We start from the raw sequence: 1,524 nt of genomic DNA, 5'->3' as shown, positions 1-1,524 counted from the left end.
AAAAACTAGTTCTTTCTTTAGTTACAATCTCTTTTTTAAGTTCTTATTCTTATGCTACAGCTAATGTAGAAGCTTATGATGATAGCAAAACTAAATCAACAACTACTTATCAAAATACTAACACTACGATAAATGACTCACAAAACTCTACGCAAACTATAACTGGAAGTAATAATACTCTTACTATATCAAATAGTGGTTCAGTTATAGTTACTAGTTCTAGTAGTATAGCTGTTGATTTCCAAAAAGATTCTTCAACTACCACTTTTAAAAATGAAGGAACTCTTATAGGTGGAAGCAATACTTCTGGTGTTCAAGTAGGTGTAAATAGAAGTGGTGGTGCTACCATAGAAACCTTTGACAATCAAGGTATCATAGGAAATGGTTCTTCTAAATTTGGAGTAGTAGTTTGGGGAAAAGATGATTCTAAATCTAGTATTACTAATTTTAACAATAGTGGAACTATAAGTTCAAACAATGGTGAGGCTATTTATCTTGGTAATACTGAGATTACTACTTTTACTAATAGTGGGACTATTAGTAGCGCTAATAAACAAGGGATAAATATTGCTAGTGGAGCAACAATAGAAACTTTTAACAATAGTGGAACTATAAGTAGCAATAGTGGTCAAGGGATAAATATTGCTAGTAGTGCAACAATAACTAATTTTACTAATGATAGCAATGGATTGATTCAGGGCAATAAGGATATTGGAGCACTAAATATAGAAAGTGCAACTATTAAAACTCTAACTAACAAAGGAACTATAAAGAATATAGGAAATACTGAACCTGCTGTATCTTTTTATGTTTCATCAGGTATAGCTTTAAGTAAGGGCACAATCGATAGTTTTACTAATGATAGCAATGGTTTAATTTCTGGCATTATAGGTATAAAACTAGCTGAATCTACTATTGAAAATTTTACTAACAAAGGAACCATAGAATCAACTAGCAATAATAATCTTGCAGCAGGTATTAAACTTTCGACTGCTTTGGATAGAACAACTACAATTACAAATTTTACCAATGAAGGCACTATACAATCAAACTCTAATGGTATCTTAGTAGAAGCAGGCAATAAAATAGGAACTCTTACTAATAGTGGAACTATAGAAGCTAGTTTAAATGGTATAAGTTTTTATGGGCATGGCGATGTTAGTGGTAATACAACAAATATCGGTAAAATCACCATAGAAAGCGGAGGCGTCATTAAAGCAGGCAATGATGCAATCCACATTGATGGAAGTGATAGAGATATCACAGGCGAAGGCATAGACGTAAAAGGTAGATTAGAAGGTGGTAATGCTGGTATTTATATAGGAGCAGGCAAACAAGTAAATACAAGCATCACCGTATCTGGAACCATTCAAGGTGATAATGGTGGTATAATCAACACAGGAACCATAGGACAAAAAGATGTAGATGTTCAAACACACGGCATCACCATTGAAAATGGTGGAACTATTACTTCTAAAAATGGTAGCGGTATTTTAAATACTGATAATGGAATCATCTATGGTA

1 protein-coding gene is annotated in these 1,524 nt (G+C 32.8%); it reads left to right on the top strand.

Annotated features, from left to right (window positions below):
- Positions 1 to 1,524: beta strand repeat-containing protein (locus JG676_RS07645; protein ID WP_373563821.1), on the top strand; the 1,524-nt coding region annotated here is incomplete at both ends.

Source organism: Campylobacter sp. 2018MI34 (assembly GCF_016598975.1).
Classification (GTDB): Bacteria; Campylobacterota; Campylobacteria; order Campylobacterales; family Campylobacteraceae; genus Campylobacter_D.
This window is presented reverse-complemented; position numbering and strand designations above follow the sequence as displayed.